13 protein-coding genes and 1 other annotated feature (1 of these 14 running past the window's edge) are annotated in these 15,921 nt (G+C 51.0%); of the genes, 3 read left to right on the forward strand and 10 right to left on the reverse strand.

Features of this window, described 5'->3' with window-relative positions:
• Positions 1-191: a binding site (T-box leader), on the reverse strand; it reaches 58 nt to the left of the window's first position.
• Between the two features lie 130 nt (positions 192-321).
• Positions 322-3,477 carry a transglycosylase domain-containing protein gene (locus GQS10_RS01255; RefSeq protein WP_166238180.1) on the forward strand — a complete coding sequence of 1,052 codons (3,156 nt, stop codon included), beginning with the start codon at positions 322-324 and terminating at the stop codon, positions 3,475-3,477.
• A 74-nt stretch (positions 3,478-3,551) separates the two neighbouring features.
• Here the strand turns inward: GQS10_RS01255 and acsA are convergent, their stop codons facing one another.
• Positions 3,552-5,276 (reverse strand): acetate--CoA ligase, encoded by a 1,725-nt coding sequence (gene acsA, locus GQS10_RS01260; RefSeq protein ID WP_166238182.1) that lies wholly within the window; start codon positions 5,274-5,276, stop codon positions 3,552-3,554.
• A gap of 163 nt (positions 5,277-5,439) precedes the next feature.
• On the opposite strand from acsA, the gene GQS10_RS01265 reads away from it, so the two are divergent.
• Both GQS10_RS01265 and GQS10_RS01270 read left to right on the forward strand, forming a co-directional pair.
• Positions 5,440-6,075: a GNAT family N-acetyltransferase gene (locus GQS10_RS01265; RefSeq protein WP_207952088.1), complete on the forward strand. Its 636-nt coding sequence runs from the start codon at positions 5,440-5,442 to the stop codon at positions 6,073-6,075.
• 25 nt (positions 6,076-6,100) lie between these two features.
• Positions 6,101-7,282 (forward strand): arginase family protein, encoded by a 1,182-nt coding sequence (locus GQS10_RS01270; protein ID WP_166238184.1) that lies wholly within the window; start codon positions 6,101-6,103, stop codon positions 7,280-7,282.
• 9 nt (positions 7,283-7,291) lie between these two features.
• Here GQS10_RS01270 and GQS10_RS01275 read toward each other — a convergent pair whose 3' ends face one another.
• The 9 genes from GQS10_RS01275 to GQS10_RS01315 form a co-directional block, all read right to left on the reverse strand.
• Positions 7,292-7,996: a 5'-methylthioadenosine/adenosylhomocysteine nucleosidase gene (locus GQS10_RS01275; protein ID WP_424991762.1), complete on the reverse strand. Its 705-nt coding sequence runs from the start codon at positions 7,994-7,996 to the stop codon at positions 7,292-7,294.
• Positions 7,997-8,064: 68 nt separating this feature from the next.
• Entirely contained in the window at positions 8,065-9,069 is a 1,005-nt protein-coding gene (gene ccpA, locus GQS10_RS01280; protein WP_166238186.1) for a catabolite control protein A, read from the reverse strand.
• A gap of 133 nt (positions 9,070-9,202) precedes the next feature.
• On the reverse strand, positions 9,203-9,628 hold the full coding sequence (locus tag GQS10_RS01285; RefSeq protein ID WP_166238187.1) for a hypothetical protein: 426 nt from the start codon (positions 9,626-9,628) through the stop codon (positions 9,203-9,205).
• 123 nt (positions 9,629-9,751) lie between these two features.
• Complete coding sequence (locus GQS10_RS01290) at positions 9,752-10,288, reverse strand: type 1 glutamine amidotransferase domain-containing protein (protein WP_166238189.1); 537 nt, start codon at positions 10,286-10,288, stop codon at positions 9,752-9,754.
• A gap of 28 nt (positions 10,289-10,316) precedes the next feature.
• Positions 10,317-12,065, reverse strand: coding sequence for a phosphoenolpyruvate--protein phosphotransferase (gene ptsP / locus GQS10_RS01295; RefSeq protein ID WP_166238191.1), 1,749 nt, complete (start codon positions 12,063-12,065; stop codon positions 10,317-10,319).
• On the reverse strand, positions 12,043-13,935 hold the full coding sequence (locus tag GQS10_RS01300) for a glucose PTS transporter subunit IIA (RefSeq protein WP_166238193.1): 1,893 nt from the start codon (positions 13,933-13,935) through the stop codon (positions 12,043-12,045). The genes ptsP and GQS10_RS01300 overlap by 23 nt, the downstream gene beginning before the upstream one ends.
• A 125-nt stretch (positions 13,936-14,060) precedes the next feature.
• Entirely contained in the window at positions 14,061-14,456 is a 396-nt protein-coding gene (locus tag GQS10_RS01305) for a hypothetical protein (RefSeq protein WP_166238195.1), read from the reverse strand.
• 145 nt (positions 14,457-14,601) lie between these two features.
• Complete coding sequence (locus tag GQS10_RS01310; RefSeq protein ID WP_166238350.1) at positions 14,602-15,030, reverse strand: CoA-binding protein; 429 nt, start codon at positions 15,028-15,030, stop codon at positions 14,602-14,604.
• 14 nt (positions 15,031-15,044) lie between these two features.
• Positions 15,045-15,893: a C39 family peptidase gene (locus GQS10_RS01315; RefSeq protein WP_243734862.1), complete on the reverse strand. Its 849-nt coding sequence runs from the start codon at positions 15,891-15,893 to the stop codon at positions 15,045-15,047.
• Positions 15,894-15,921 lie beyond the last annotated feature (28 nt).

The raw sequence follows: 15,921 nt of genomic DNA on the forward strand, positions 1-15,921 counted from the left end.
CGAACAGTCAGCCGTCACTCATTCGCCGATAACGGGGCTGCCGGAAGATACTACCAAGACGTTCAATTCCGCCTCTTTCGCATCTTCAGCTCCAAACGGTAATTCACCTCGGCGGCCGTACCGGTTTGCACCTGTCACCGGCTCTCTGCAATCGCACCGCACGCGCTACTGACGTTTTTCATCGCAATCGAAAATTAAAAATTATGTGTATGTTTTACCACAAAATAAGGTGCAAAGTCAACGCCCTCCAAAACTCGAAAGTATGTTCGAATTCTTTGTTTATGCTATAATGTTTCTGAATTTGGTAACAGGAGGATCAGGATGGCTGAAACCACAGACAAGAAAGACCGCGGGAAAAAGAAGAACTCCGCCGCGCCTGCGATAAAGAAATATGGACTGATGCTGCTCACCGTCATGAAGTGGATGTTTGTGCTTGCTCTGCTTGCCGGTTTTCTTGCAGCTGGAGCCGTAACGGGTTATGTGTCTGCTCTTGTCAAGGATGATAAGGTACGGACGAAGGAAGAAATTCTCAATAAAATGAACGAAAGCACTTATACCGGTTTTGTTTATTTTAACGATGACACTGTAATTGGCCAGCTTCGAACGGAGGCGGACCATCGTCCCGCTCAATGGAACGAAGTGCCGGAAATAGTCAAGAACGCTTTCCTCGCTACGGAGGACGACGGTTTTTACGACCACCCGGGGGTTGATATTTACGGGCTTGGCCGCGCCGTCATGCAGAAGGTGCTGAAAGAAGACGTGCAAACCGGGGGCAGCACGATCACGCAGCAGCTGGCCCGCCGTGTCTTTTTGAATCTGGATCGTACCGACAGCAGAAAATTCAAGGAAATCTTTTTGGCGCTGCGGTTGGAGCGTTTCCTCTCGAAGGAAGAAATTTTCGTTCATTATATGAACAAAATTCCATATGGCAATGGCTCGAGCGGCTACAATCTATACGGGATTAAATCCGCTGCCAAAGGCATCTTTGACTTGGAAGATATGAATCAGTTAAATATCGCTCAAGCCGCGTACCTTGCCGGACTGCCTCAGTCCCCTTCCACTTATTCGGCGTTCACCGGACGGGGGGAATTTGATCAAGAGGGCTTTGATCTTGCGAAAAGACGTCAGCTGCTTGTGCTGGACCGGATGCTGGAAACGGGCAAGATTACAGCACAGCAGTACGAGGAAGCAAAAGCATTTGATCTTCGCGCATCGCTCGCGCAGCCGAAGAAGAAAGCATATGATACATATCCTTATCTCATGCTTGAGGCGGAGCGCGAAGCGGCCATGCGGCTGCTGCAGGTCAAAAATCCCGAGCTCACCCGAGAGGACCTGCGTAAGCCGGCGAATGCCGAGCAGCTTAAGGAAGCACGTGAAATGCTGCTGCGCGGCGGATACAAAATTTACACAACCATCGATAAGCCGCTCTATGATGCGATGAAGGAAATCGCCTCAAACCCGAAAAACTTTACAGAGGACCATAAAACCAAAGGTGTCGAGCAAATCGGCGCGGTGATGATCGATAATAAAACCGGTGCCATCCTAAGCATGATGGAGGGCCGCGACTTTTATATCGAGCAGCTCAACCACGCAACGCAAATGCTTCGCCAGCCCGGTTCGACCATGAAGCCGATTGCTGCTTACCTGCCGGCCATTGATCAGGGGCTCGTTTCTCCGGCGAGCGTTATCGATGACATTCCGGTCATTCTGGAGGACGGGGTTAAAGGCTATCACCTGCCGCGCAACTGGGATAACCGCTATCGCGGGTTGGTGACAGCTAGGGAAGCGCTCGACAAATCGCTCAACATCCCGGCGATCCGGATTTTCCTGGACAAGGTAGGAATTGAAGCTTCCTGGGACTTTGCCAAGAAGCTCGGCATTACTTCCCTGCAAAAGGAAGATTATCAAGCGAGAACCGGTGTAATCGGCGGATTGAAATACGGTGTTTCGGTAGAAGAGCTGACCAACGCTTATGCCGCGATCGCCAATAACGGCGTCTTTAACGATGCGCACTTCATCCGCAAAATCGAAGATGTGAACGGCACTGTCGTTTACGAGCATCAGCGAAAGCCGACAACCGTCGTTTCTGAGCAATCCGCGTACCTGATGACGGATATGCTGAAGACGGTAATCACGAACCCGGGCGGCACCGCGCATGATTTAACTAATAAATTTAAAAACTTCAAAAATATACAGATCGCCGGAAAAACCGGCTCGACCCAGGACGACGTCGACGCATGGTTTATGGGCTACACGCCGGACATTACGGTCGGTGTTTGGGCCGGCTATGATAAGCCTGCAACACTGACGAAAGGCAGCGGAACGGTTCGTGCGAAAAACATCTGGGCTCTGATTATGGATACTGCTATTGCCAAAAAGCCGGAGTTGTTCCCGACGAAGCAATTCACCCAGCCAAACGGCATCGTGAAAATGACCGTTTCCAGCGTTTCCGGCAAGCTTCCTAGCGAGCTTGTTTTGAAAAACGGAAAAACGGTGACGGATTTGTTCAACCAAAAGTATATACCGACGGATGAAGACGATGTGCTCGTCGAAGCGAAGATCGTGCAATTCGAAGGCAAAAGCTACTTGCCTCAGCCGGGAACTCCGGCAGATATGGTCATGCAAAAGCTGACAGTGAAGCGAGATCCGCCAATCTCTGAGCTAATGTCGCAAATCCAATCGATTATGGAAAAGCTGCCGGCGAAAAACCGTGAATCGGTAGAAAGCTTCCGTCCTGAAGACGATTATCCGGATGCGCCGCTGGAAACTGATCCGCGGGAGGATGCAAGCGGGGCGCCGGTTCCTCCTTACGGCCTTGAGCTGAAGCGCATGGTGGACTCTGTGGAGGGAACGTTCAATTTCAGCTCCAGCCCGGATGTCGTCGGTTATCGCATTTACCGTTCTACCAATCATGGACCATTTGAACGGTTAAACGGCAATGTTGTGCTTTACGGCGAACCGAATAATTTCGTCGATCAGGCTGCAGCTGGAATTGTGTACGGCTATTATGTAACCGCCGTTGATGTCGCGGGACGTGAATCCGGTCCGAGCAATGCGGTGTACACAGACGGACGCTCAGAATCGCTGCCGCAAAATGCCGGATCCAGCTTGGATTCCCCATTTGGGCCGATCCCGGACAGCCCGCAGGATGGCCGCTCAAATTCCGAGACTTCAAACGATTCGGATGAAGACAAAGGTAAAAAGCCTTCGTCCCCTTCCGGTCTTAAAGCAGAGAATTCTGCAATGGGCGTTAGGCTGAAATGGAATGAGAATGAGGAAGCCGACGAGGTTTCGCAATACCACGTGTACTTTAGCGAAAAGTCAGGCGGTCCGTTCAAACGGATTAAAACAACAACCACCCCTTCTTACGACCATATCACAGTGATCACGGAGGGCTGGTACCGCGTCTCTGCAGTCAATAAAGCAGGGGAATCTCCTCTCTCGGCTCCCGTTCCATTCAAGCAAAACAGCGAATAATAAAGAAACCGGCCGTCCCATTGATGGGGCGGCCGGTTTTTCGTTGGAATGAATTGATAAAACAATGACTACAATTACTCCTCAATCGTCGATAAATCGCCGGTTGGCAAGCTGAGCTCCCACGCTTTCAGAACCCGACGCATAATTTTACCGCTCCGCGTCTTCGGCAGCTTATCTTTAAACTCAATTTCTCGTGGCGCCGCATGTGCGGACAGCCCTTCCTTAACGAATTTGGCAATTTCCGACTTTAGTTCCTCCGTCGGTTCGTAACCGTCCCGCAGCGAAATAAATGCTTTAATTATTTCTCCGCGCATCGGGTCAGGTTTCCCGATGACACCGGCTTCGGCAACCGCCGGATGCTCTACGAGCTTACTCTCCACCTCAAACGGCCCGATTCGCTCGCCGGATGTATTAATAACGTCGTCGATCCGTCCCTGGAACCAGAAATAACCGTCCTCGTCCTTATAGGCCGAATCCCCGGACACGTACCACCCCGGGATACGCATATACTCCTCGTATTTCGCCGGGTTTTTCCAAATCTTACGCATCATGGACGGCCAAGGTGTGCGGATGGCAAGATTGCCCATGCGGTAAGGCGGCAGCTCATTTCCAGCTTCGTCGATAATCGAAGCCTCCACGCCGGGAATAGGCTTGCCCATGGAGCCGGGCTTAATCGCCATGCTCGGATAATTGCATATGAGCTGACCACCCGTTTCCGTCATCCACCACGTATCATGAATACGCTGGCCGTATACCTTCATCCCCCAGCGTACAACCTCGGGGTTCAGCGGCTCACCTACGCTCAGCACATGACGCAGCGAGCTGAGATCAAACTGCTTCACCGAATCGTCCCCAGCCCCCATCAGCATGCGAAACGCCGTCGGGGCACTGTACCATACGGTAACTTTATATTTTTGCAGCGTTGCGTACCAATCCTGCGGACTGAACCGACCGCCGCGTATAACATTCGTTACTCCATTCAGCCAAGGGGCAAAAATCCCATAGGAGGTTCCAGTAACCCAGCCCGGATCAGCCGTACACCAATACACATCATCCGCCTGCAAATCAAGCACGATACGCCCTGTGTAGTAATGCTGTATCATCGCGTTATGAACGTGATAAACGCCTTTTGGTTTGCCGGTGGAGCCCGATGTATAATGGATAATCAAACCGTCCTCGCGGTCGACCCACACCGGCTCGAATTCATCCGATGCCGACTCCATTTCACGATAAAAATCAATCTGCCCCGGATCGGCCTGCACATTATCCCCTACAAGAATCACATGCTTTAAATGCGGAAGCTGGCCGACAGGCACGCGGTGCAGAAGCGCAGGAGTCGTTACGATCGCGACAGCCTCACTGTCCTCCAGCCGGTCTTTCACCGCCGTTTCCATAAACGCCTCAAACAACGGTCCTACAATCGCGCCAGCCTTGATTGTGCCAAGCAGAGCAAAATATAGCTCAGGCGTTCGCGGCATAAAAATAAATACCCGATCTCCCTTGCTGATGCCCAATCCCTTCAGCACATTGGCAAAGCGGTTCGATTGCCGCTTCATTTCCGCAAACGTGTATGACTCATCCCGCTTATCGTCGCTGTAATAGAGTGCGATTTTATCTCCTTTACCGGAGTCTGCATGCCGGTCAATCGCCTCGTAAGCCATGTTTACGTTCCCGGTCTCGTACCAAGAAAACGTACGCTCCACCTGCTCCCACTGAAAGGATGCACGCTGCTCCTCGTATTTCCCCATATTGGAGCGCTCGGCAACCGGTTCAATCCACTCATTATGTGACATGGTCATCTCGATTCCTCCCCGACAAGTTTTCGGAATGATTATCCAATTTATGCGCTTTCATAAGTATAGCATACGCCGTCTGGCGGGTCACTCGAGAGTTCTTCCTTTTTCAGAATCCTTCTGATAAGATAAACACAATTACATGGAAACCTTGAAAGGGGCGGACCTGATGATCCAGCACAGGAAAATCCATCATACCGAATTGCTGCAAACCGATGCCCATTCGCTTGTGATCGAAGGCCCCGTCCCTCCTGAGCGGTTACAGGCGATGAGGATGCATCCTCAATTGGACGCCTTTCGAAGACCGAACGATCAGCATGAAGCGCTTGTTGAAATTGCCGGACTCGATGAGGGACGCATTATCGTGGCAAGAGTAGAGGACCTCATCGTCGGTTACGTCACCTTCCATTATCCCGATGAAATGGAACGCTGGTCTCAAGGAAATATGACCGACCTTATTGAGCTTGGCGCGATCGAAGTCGCTAACGAATACCGTTCGCTTGGCTTAGGAAAAAAAATGATCCGGCTCGCCTTCCAAGACCGGCAGTTGGAAAACATGATTGTGTTTACTACGGAATATTACTGGCATTGGGACCTGGAGGAGAGCGGCCTAAGTGTGTGGGACTACCGCAAAATGATGGAAAACCTAATGAAATGCGTCGATATGGTTTGGTATGCAACAGACGACCCGGAAATTTGCTCTCACCCGGCTAACTGCCTCATGGTGCGGATCGGCAAAGAAGTTCCTCTTTCTTCAGTAGAGCAATTTGACCGGATTCGTTTTCAACAGCGCTTTATGTATTGACGCATTGATACAGGGAGGAAACAAAGTGGCGGCCTCGGCTTTATTTATACATCACCCTGATAATCTGAAATATTTTTTTGGCGATACCCACCCTTTTAATCAAAAGCGCCTGGACCTGACGATCAGTCTTCTTCGTGCCGCAAACGCCCTAGACGTTGACGATCCGACCTTTCACATCCCGCCTGCCGTGGATGACGAGCTGCTGGCATCCGTTCATACGCAGGAATACTTATCTTTTGTGAAAGCGCTTAGCGAACAGACGCCTGATCCGACTCTGCTGTCTCAAGCAGGAAAATACGGTTTAGATGACGGCGATACCCCGCATTTTCCCGGCATGCATGATGTGACGCGTCAGGTAGTCGGCGGCTCCGTAAGCGCCGTAGAAGCCGTGATGAGCGGCCGGACCTGCCATGCGCTGCATCTTGGCGGAGGCCTCCATCATGCGATGGCTAACCGTGCCGGCGGCTTCTGCATATACAACGACGCCTCCGTGGCCATCTCGTACGCCCGAAGCCGCTACAAGGCCAAAGTACTGTACGTGGATACGGATGTACATCATGGGGACGGTGTACAAATGTCCTTTTATACCGATCCGTCCGTCTGCACCTTCTCTATTCACGAAACGGGGAAATACTTGTTTCCTGGCACGGGCTACGCGCATGAACGGGGCGAAGGCGAAGGCTTCGGCACCTGCTTCAATATGCCGGTGGAGCCTTACACGGAAGACGAGTCATGGCTGGAGTGTTTTACCGATATGCTTTTTCGGATTGTAGATGTGTTTCAGCCGGATCTGATCATCAGCCAGCACGGCTGCGATGCTCACGCCTGGGACCCGCTGGCCCATGTTCACTGCAGCATGGACATTTACTTGCAAATGCCCCTGCTGCTGCAGCAGGCCGCCGAGCGCTGCAGCGGCCGATGGGTGGCGCTGGGCGGCGGCGGTTACGACATTTGGCGCGTCGTTCCGAGGGCGTGGGGGCTGCTATGGCTAGTAATGAGCGGCCATCCCTTGGTCGGCGAGCTCCTGCAGCACGGAAATGCCCCGCTGCCTGAGGCTTGGCTGGAGCGCTGGAGCCCATACAGCCCTTCTAGGCTGCCGACGGCTTGGCTGGACGACAAAGACGCCCTGGGAAGCATCCCAAGGCGTGAAGAAATCGCGATAAAGAATCGCCAAACGAAGCAGCTGGCGATGCAGTTTATCGAATAGAATAGATGGTTACAGACTTTCCAGCATTCCCGCTACGATCAAATAAGAACGCTCGGATGCAAGCTGCGTAAACTCTCCAAAATTCACATGCGCCGATCCGTCTGCTTTATCGGACATTGAGCGGATCACAACATACGGGGTGGCGTTTACATGGCATACTTGTGCCACGGCCGCCCCTTCCATTTCCACGCATACTCCGCCCAACTCTTGATGCAATGCGTTAACGAGCTGGCGATCCGCCACGAATTGATCTCCGGACAGCACCCTGCCCTGCTTTACGCCAACATGAGCCAGCTTCTCCGACGAGCGAAGAGCTGCTTCGACGAGCTGCTGCGAAGCAGGAAATACCGACACCTCGGCATACGGAATGATTCCCTTTGCAAAGCCTAAAGCGGTCACATCCATATCGTGCTGCATGCACTCCGTGGAAACGACGATGTCGCCGATGTTCAGCTCCGGATGCAGCGCTCCGGCTACGCCTGTAAAGATGATTTGCTCCACTCCATATGTATCGATCAGCACCTGGGTGCAAACCGCCGCATTTACTTTGCCTACCCCGCATTTGCATAAAACTACGTGCTGTCCGCGCAGCTGGCCCTCGTAATACACCGTGCCTGCCTTCGTAAATTCCTGAACTTGGCTCATCTCCGGCAGAAAACGTTCAACTTCCTCCTGCATAGCCCCGATCAATCCGATTTTACCCATTAATTCCATTCCTTTCTATCCCGTTTCGTCAAAAACAAAGGAGAACCAATAAGTTCCCCCCTGAGTCATACCTATGATTAAATCGATGTAACCGAATTGCGTGTAATGATTTCATGCGGCAAAATTACGCGGTTCTGCTGGACGTTTTCTTTCTTCATCAGCTTCGTTAACAAACGCATCGCTACCGCTCCAATATCATACATCGGCTGAGCAACCGTAGTCAGCTGCGGACGAACCATCGAAGCCATCCGAATATTATCTACGGAAATGACTGAAATATCGGCAGGAACTCGCAGCCCCATATCTTGGATAGTATGGATTGCACCAATCGCCATTTCATCGGTTGCTGTGAAAATTGCGGTCGGGCGATCCTCCAGCTCAACAAAATACTTGGTCAGCTCTAGACCGGATTCATAACGGTAATTACCGACGCGAACATATTCGTCGCGCAGCGCGATGCCTGCTTGCTCCAAGGCGCGTTTGTACCCTTGATAACGGGCAAATCCATTCGCAGGATCCTGCAGCGTACCGCTGATCATCGCAATTTTGCGATGTCCTTGGCGAATCAGTTCATTGACTGCATCAAAAGCGGCCGCTTCATGATCGATATCCACCGCAGGCATCATTTCTTTCTCATCCGTCGTAGCGCACAATACGATTGGAACCGACGCCGTACGGAACGCCTGAATATGCTCTTCCGTGACAACGCCGCCCATGAATAGCAGCCCGTCCACTTGCTTTTCAAGCAGGGTGTTTACCACGCGGATTTCTTTATCCTTCCGCTTATCGGCATTACACAAAATAATATTGTAATGATACATATTGGCAATATCTTCAATTCCACGTGCTACCTCGGAAAAAATCGGGTTCGAAATATCCGGAATAACGACGCCAACCGTCGTTGTTTTCTTACTCGCTAGTCCCCGCGCAACAGCATTCGGGCGATAGCCTAAACGCTCGATCGCTTCAAATACCTTTTTCCGGGTTTGCGGTTTGACGTTCGGATTGTTGTTGACAACTCGGGAAACGGTAGCCATCGATACGCCAGCTTCTCTTGCAACATCATAAATCGTAACCGTCACTGTTCTATCTCTCCAATTTTTCGTAATTATCATTCACGTTCGAACAAGCCCACTTAACAGTTATGATACGACAAAATATGACTTTGTGCAATGAAAACCATGAAAACGGAAAAAAACGCAAAAACCCCGAGCCTTACGGCCCGAGGGTTTTGAGGTCATATGTAGCATGACGTGTTACTTGCTTTAGGCGGTTTTGGACATCTGCAATCCACGCTTCATCATTCAGCGAGTTAGCCAGCAGCAGCAAATCGAGCAGCTGGTTAATGCGGTCCTCTAAGATCTTTTGCACCGGAATATGCACTTGATCCTTCTGGGATACGGCGCACATGAGATGAGCCAGCTCGTTGTATTCGTTAAAATACAATTGCTGCTTCGAAGGATTCGTACCAAGTCCTCCGATCAGTCCTGTTAGCTCCGGCTTTACCTCAGGAATGACTTCGCTGCTGCTGCAGCTGTCACACGAATAGATCGGCACATTTTCGATTTCTACTTTATTAGAGAATATTACGGTACGAAGGTGCAGCGACATGGAATCACCGCATTTGCATTGCTTCTGCATGTAATTAACTCCCCCAGCCAGAAAATAAGAGCTGTTTTCAGCCCTTAGCAAATCGAACTTCTTATACTATACATATTCGATTTTTCAGCTAAATCTCCTGCCCGGAGGGAGTAACACTTTTTGTCAACTGCGCTTGGCTGCGAGCAGTTCTACAAACGCCAGCGTGAACGCCGGAAGGTCAGGCGGTCTGCGTCCGGATACGATGTGGCGGTCCACTACAACCTCTTCATCGACCCATGTCGCGCCAGCATTTTCAAGGTCGTCTTTTATCCCCGGAGTCGATGTCATCGTAAAGCCATTGCAAATTTTCGCCGAAATGAGCACCCATCCCGCATGGCATATATGTGCGATCGGCTTTTCCGCAGCATGAAATTGTTTCGTCAGCCGAAGAACAGGCTCATACCTTCTGAGCTTATCCGGCGCCCATCCTCCAGGAACGTATAGGCCGGCAAAATCGTCAGCTTCCAACCCCTCAAAGGAAACATCCGCTTTTAACGGTACGCCATATTTCCCGATATAAGTTTTCCCTGCCTCTGCCCCCGCTACGACGACCTCTGCTCCGGCCTCGCGTAAACGCAGCACAGGATACCACATTTCCAAATCCTCGAATTCCTCATCTACAAAAGCCAGCACCCGAAGTCCCTCTAAAGGTTTTGTCAATTGAATCGCCTCCTAGTGATAGTTTCAATTATTTAAAAGCAGCCGTTAGCCGCGCCGGTGGGTCCATCAGCGCCTTCACTTGAGCACTCGTCGTGCATCTCATCACTTGCTCCAAGCGCTTCACCGCTTCCTCCGTGCGGGCCTGCAGTACACGCTGCTTCAGGGGCAGCAGGGACTGCACCGACATGCTGAGATGATTCACGCCAAGACCTAGCCAAAACGGCAAAGCCCTTACGTCCCCAGCCATCTCGCCACAAACACCGAGCTCGATACCGGCGCGCTTCGCAGCCAGCACCGTATCACGGATAATGCGCAGCACTCCTGGCTGGTATGGGTCATACATATGAGCAATATGCTCGTTCATCCGGTCAACGGCCAGTACATACTGCGTTAAGTCATTCGTGCCGATACTGAAAAATTCCACTTCTTCCGCCAGCAAATCCGCAATCAGCGCAGCGGCAGGTACTTCAATCATAATCCCTACTGGGATGTCCTCCTTAAACGGAAGTCCTTCCCTGCGCAACTCATCCTTCGCTTCCTCTAGCAGCGCTTTCGCTTGACGAATTTCATCCACTGACGTAATCATTGGAAACAGTACTTTCACGTTGCCGTGAACCGTCGCCCGTAGGATCGCGCGGAGCTGCGTTTTGAACAGGTCGGTCCGATCCAAGGATATTCGGATCGCACGGTAGCCCAGCACCGGGTTTTCTTCCTCGTTTAAAGACAAGTATTCCAGCTGCTTATCCGCCCCGACATCCAGCGTACGAATGATGACCGGCCGGTGACCCATTTTTTCGGCAGCGCTGCGGTATACGTCGTACTGCTCCTCTTCATTTGGAAAAGCGTCTCGGTCCATGTATACAAATTCCGTTCGGAATAAGCCTACCCCTACAGCGCCATATTGCAGCGCTTGGTCCAGCTCCTTTAACGAAGTAATATTCACTTCCAGGTGAATTTCTGTGCCGTCCAAAGTTTTCGCCTGCTCCAGGGCGATGCGCTTCAGGTTTTCCAGGTTGGCTTCCAGATGGGCCTGCAGCAGCTTATATTCAGAAATGACCGCGTCCGTAGGATTTACGTATATAAGCCCTTCTTCCCCGTCAATAATAAGCAGATCCCCGGTTTGAATCGGCTGATCGAGCTTTCCTTCGAGACCCATAACGAGCGGCACCGCCATGGCGCGAGCCATGATGGCTGCATGGGAGGTAACTCCTCCGGCCATCGTAACGACACCTATTACATGGGAAGGATTTAAGTGAGCCAGCTGAGAAGGCGAAATTTCCTTAGCGACGAGAATAAACGGTTCGCTTGTTTCCGGCAGTACTACATCCGGTTTTCCAAGCAAGTGCTTGAGGAGTCGGTTTCCGACATCCTTAATGTCCAAAGCCCGCTCCTTCATATAGTCGTCATCCAGTAAATCAAACATATTGACGAACTTATCGATAACTTCCTTCACCGCTACTTCAGCCGCCTTATACTGGCGCTGAATGATTCCTTGAATTTCATTCATAAAAATCGGATCGTCCAAAATTGCCAGGTGAGCGTCGAAAATGCTGGAAGGCTCACCGCCGATTACATCCGAAAGCTCATTCTTAATGGAGCGGATTTCTCGTTTGGAGGTCCTGATCCCGTCGGATAACCGTTCGAATTCGGCGGCTAGATCAGTTACATCAATCATTTTATCGGGCAGCTCCCATTCCCAGGAAGGCAGCACGAACGCTTTTCCGGTTACAATTCCGGATGAAGCTCCGATGCCTTTAAGCGTTTGTCTTGTTGTCACTTGTTTCACCCTCCTTTAAAATGACGGACATCACTGAAGCCTGCCCCTTCTTCACCGGCTTAAACGGCGCAAAGCTCCAGGATTTGACGAGCCCAGGGTTCGTAATCAGCATCGGTGTGGCGATTGACTTCGCATGCTTCTTTAGCTTGCCAAGATCAAAGCGCACAAGTGTTTGGCCTGGCACCACCTCGTCGCCTTCCTGGACGTGAACCGTCATTCCCTTTCCTTCCATCTGAGAAGAATCGATCCCGATATGAAGCAGCACCTCGAGCTTTTCCGGCGTCACAATCCCAATCGCATGCTTCGTCGGATAAATATGCAAGATGCGCCCCTTTACCGGCGCGACCAGCTCACCCCGGTCTGGGAAAAAGGCCACGCCGTCACCGACCAGCTTTCCGGCAAAGATTGCGTCAGGCACTTCTTCAAGCGGAATCATCACCCCCTGCATCGGGGAATGAAAATGCACCTGCCTTACATCCTTACGCAGCACTTTAATAATTTCTTCGCGGATCAGCTCGGAAAACGTTCCGAAAACGACTTGAATATTACCTCCGCCAAGCCGAATGACCCCCGCAGCTCCGAGATGCTTCAAAGCAGTAAAATCGGCGAGACGGTCGTTGACAAGCGTTAAACGGAGCCTCGTAATGCACGCTTCAATATGTACAATATTTTCCTTGCCGCCAAGCGCCTGCAAAATTAACGGGGAACGATACGGTATATCACCCGCCCAATCTTCAAGCGGCGACCCCTCTTCCCTTCCCGGAGTTGGAATTTGAAACCGCCGAATGGCCCAGCGAAATAAAAAGTAATATACAAAGCCATAAGCAATGCCGACAGGCAGGAGCAGCATCGCATTTTTAGACAGATGATAGTTCATCAAGAAGTCAATTAACCCACCGGCAAATGAAAAGCCATGGTGAATATCGAGCAAATGCGCAATCCACATCGCTAAGCCGGATAATATCGCATGAACGGCAAACAGCGTAGGCGCAGCAAACAGGAACGCGAACTCAATCGGTTCCGTGACGCCTGTCAAAGCCGATCCCATGGCAGCGGTCAAGAAGGTCGCACGCACCTTCGGCTTTAAGTCTTCCCTTGCTTCATGGATGATGGCAAATGCAATCGCGGGGAGGGCGAAGATCATAATCGGATACAAACCGGCCATATAAAGCCCCGCTGTCGGATCCCCGGCAAAAAAGCGCGGTAAATCACCGCTTACGACGATTCCATTTTCCAATTCATACGAGCCGACTTGAAACCACACAAAATTGTTTAAAATATGATGAAGCCCCGTAGGAACAAGAAGACGATAAAAAACGCCGTACAGAAAAGCGCCGAAGCCGCCTAGGCCGACTAAAAAGGAGCCCACCCCAAGAAGCGCGGTCTGCAGTGGCGATCCCATCCAAAACATGATCAATGAGATAAATACTGCCTCAAAGGATACAAGCAGCGGAACGATACGGGGACCGCCGAAAAATTGAATGTATTCCGGCAGCTTTACGTTCTTAAAACGATGAAAGGTGAGGGCACTGACCAGACCGATTAAAATACCGCCGGGTACTCCAAGCTGTAAATCAAGCCCTAAATAAACGTAAGTCAGCTGCTCATAAATAAAATATCCGATCAGTGCCGACATGCCGGCCATTCCTGCGCTTTCGGTTAGACCAAGCGCTACTCCGACGGCAAATATGTACGGGAGGTAGGTGAAAATTGAGCTCCCCGCGATGACAAGCACCGTCGAAACCGACGGCAGGCCAAACGCAGCCCATGGCAGCTGGGATAAAAACAAGGCAAGGGCAGCTGCTGGCAAAGCAATCATCGGCAGCATTAGCGAACGCCCAAACTGCTGCAGAATCCCCATTCCATTCATTTGTCTGCCCCTTCCGACGAAAAAATAAAAAATATTCTACAGGTAATGGTACGTGCATCTCCCTATTTTGTCAAAGGAAAGGAAAAGACCCCTCGAAAGGGGCCTTTTCAATCGCTGTCCCAATATTAGAAACGTGCAGTTGGGAATGCGGAAGGGCGAATGTTTTGTACATGTGCAGTTGTGCTAGCGCCGCCTTGGAACTGCTGGTATTGACCGTATTGAGCGCCTTGGTAGCCGTAGCCAGCAGGCTGGAAGGAATCTTCACGGAACGCACGGTCATGATCCGGTACATTACCTACATAGCTTGCAGTGTGGTAAGCTTCAGGATTTGTTGGGTGGCCGTATTGCGTGAATTGCGGCTGGAATTGCTGTTGGAAGCCAGCTGTTTGGAAGCTAGTCGGCTGGAAACCGCCTTGGTAGGAAGATTGTACATAACCTACCGGTTGATATTGACGCTGGTAACCGCGGTATTGAGATTGGATTGGAGATTGGATAGGACGCTGGAATTGTTGGTTGTACATAGCCGAATTCCTCCTTAGAATAAATGAGTATAAGTCTTCAAAGGCGCCATCTGCAGGGCGTCCTCGTGAAGCCTTTACTATTATCTCTAAGGGTTTCGTTTTTTATTTACGGCTTTTTCAACATTTTTTTCGCGCAGCGCAAGACTTATCCACGGCCGTTCGGCAATAAAATGGAGTCCTCCACCTTAATACAGCGGTCCATAACAACTTGAAGTCCGCCATCCTTCGCGATCCGGGCTGCCTCTTCGCTAAATACCCCCTGCTGAAGCCAGATCGCCTTAGCCTTAACCTGAACTGCTTCCTCTGCCACTGGCGGAGTCATCTCACTGCGCACAAAAACATTGACAATATCGATCGGCTCCGGCACATCACTTAGCGAAGGGTAAACCTTTTGCCCGAGCACCTCTTTCGCTGTTGGATGAACAGGGATAATTCGGTAGCCCTTCTTCTGCATCGCTTCCGAAACATAAAAAGCCGGACGCTCCGGGTTATCCGATAATCCGACGACTGCAATGACGCCGGCATGTTTCAGCATATCCTTTATTTCATCTCTCGATGGATTTTCAAACATAATCCTGCCGCCCCTTCCTATTTAAAGCTATTGTACGAAAGTGCCTGCTTTCCAAGTGCTGCCCAGCTCTTTACAAACTGGGCCTTGTCCACCTTAATATTCGCGCTGCTTTTCAAAGGATCGTTTACATACACAGAATCTCGGTCGTAGCCCGTTAACAAAACGGAATGCTCCGAAAATGTAACGCGCACCGGGCCGTCCGGCGAATTCCATTGTACCCAATTGTACGGAACCTGATAATTAATTGTTGTCCAAACGACAACCGGAATTCCTTGCGATAGTTTATGCTCGAGGATATCAAACTCGGAGCCCGTCAGATCAACCGCCGTTGGCACATATTTTTCCAGCGTCGGGAAGAGCGCCTTATGATATATACCGAAGCCAGCTCCCGCAGCCGTAACCTCTCCGACAAAGCCGGTATTCGGATTTCCCCAGCTGGCGATCCGTCCCGCCTTATCGCGAACCAACGGGGTCGGATCACGCAGCATTTCAGCGGCAAGCTCCATCTTCCCTATATTATAGCCATAAAACTGCAGCAGCATTGTTAAGCTTGTAATTTCACAGCCTCTAGGCAGCTCCGGATTTTGCAAAATAATTGGGGCTTCCAGCAGGACGGAATCTTTCTTTGGCTGTAGAGGCTCCGTCTGCTGTGGCGGTGCCGATTGGACCGGCGCAGCCTCCGCAGGCGGTGCCGCAGACGGTTCGGCCGGCACTTCAGCGGCCGAAACTGTTCCTGTTGGAAAGGATGCCCATGACTTTCCGCTCATTTTCCCATAAACCAACACACTAAACACGCTGCTGGAAAACAGCAAGCCGACAACCAACGTCAAAACCAATCCATATTTTAACGGCACAAGCATTCTCATGAGGACCTCACACCTAAGTTGAAATTTG

It is taken from the genome of Paenibacillus turpanensis (assembly GCF_011421635.1).
GTDB classification, from domain to species: Bacteria; Bacillota; Bacilli; order Paenibacillales; family YIM-B00363; genus Paenibacillus_AK; species Paenibacillus_AK turpanensis.

Bases quoted from the DNA above. Each gene is read 5' to 3' on its own strand.
- GQS10_RS01265 (WP_207952088.1), top strand. From the start codon at position 5,440: ATGATCCAGCACAGGAAAATCCATCATACCGAATTGCTGCAAACCGAT.
- GQS10_RS01275 (WP_424991762.1), bottom strand. From the start codon at position 7,996: ATGGAATTAATGGGTAAAATCGGATTGATCGGGGCTATGCAGGAGGAA.
- GQS10_RS01305 (WP_166238195.1), bottom strand. From the start codon at position 14,456: ATGTACAACCAACAATTCCAGCGTCCTATCCAATCTCCAATCCAATCT.
- GQS10_RS01300 (WP_166238193.1), bottom strand. From the start codon at position 13,935: ATGAATGGAATGGGGATTCTGCAGCAGTTTGGGCGTTCGCTAATGCTG.
- GQS10_RS01255 (WP_166238180.1), top strand. From the start codon at position 322: ATGGCTGAAACCACAGACAAGAAAGACCGCGGGAAAAAGAAGAACTCC.
- GQS10_RS01285 (WP_166238187.1), bottom strand. From the start codon at position 9,628: ATGCAGAAGCAATGCAAATGCGGTGATTCCATGTCGCTGCACCTTCGT.
- acsA (WP_166238182.1), bottom strand. From the start codon at position 5,276: ATGACCATGTCACATAATGAGTGGATTGAACCGGTTGCCGAGCGCTCC.
- GQS10_RS01315 (WP_243734862.1), bottom strand. From the start codon at position 15,893: ATGAGAATGCTTGTGCCGTTAAAATATGGATTGGTTTTGACGTTGGTT.